Here is a 431-nt window from a genome sequence, read left to right as displayed (position 1 = left end):
AATGAAGCATTTGAACATGGTGAAATTGAAGGTTATGTATTTGTAAGAACAGAAACTAAAGGTGATGTTGTAATTCACGTCTTCAGGAAAGTGAGTCCAGTTAGACCAACAGGTGACGGCCAACAAGGACCAGCTACGCCATCTGACGATACAAATCGTAGACCAGATACTGCTACCCCTGCTGAGGTGCCAGCTGCTCAACCGGCTGGACAACCAAGTCAAACAGTTGAAGTACCTACTCAATTGCCGAATGAAGTATCAGAAACTGCTTCATCAGTTTCTCAACCGCAAGCAGTATTGCCAAATACTGGTACGAAAGCAGATCGTGCTACAGGTGCATTGGGAGTTCTATCTCTTCTTGGCGCATTTGGTTTGCTATTTGCCAAAAAGAAAAAAGACGATGAAGAGGAAGCTTAAATAGATGATCTCAT

The 431-nt window shown here is 43.2% G+C and carries 1 protein-coding gene; it reads left to right on the top strand.

Translation table 11 applies throughout. From position 1 onward, the window contains the following. Positions 1-417: LPXTG cell wall anchor domain-containing protein (locus tag ADI58_RS10245; RefSeq protein WP_049522511.1), on the top strand; the 417-nt coding region annotated here is incomplete at its 5' end. Positions 418-431: the final 14 nt, after the last annotated feature.

This window comes from Streptococcus mitis (genome assembly GCF_001074635.1).
Taxonomy (GTDB): Bacteria; Bacillota; Bacilli; order Lactobacillales; family Streptococcaceae; genus Streptococcus; species Streptococcus mitis_E.
Note: the sequence above shows the minus strand (reverse complement) of the source record. Positions and strands in the feature narration are given on the sequence as shown.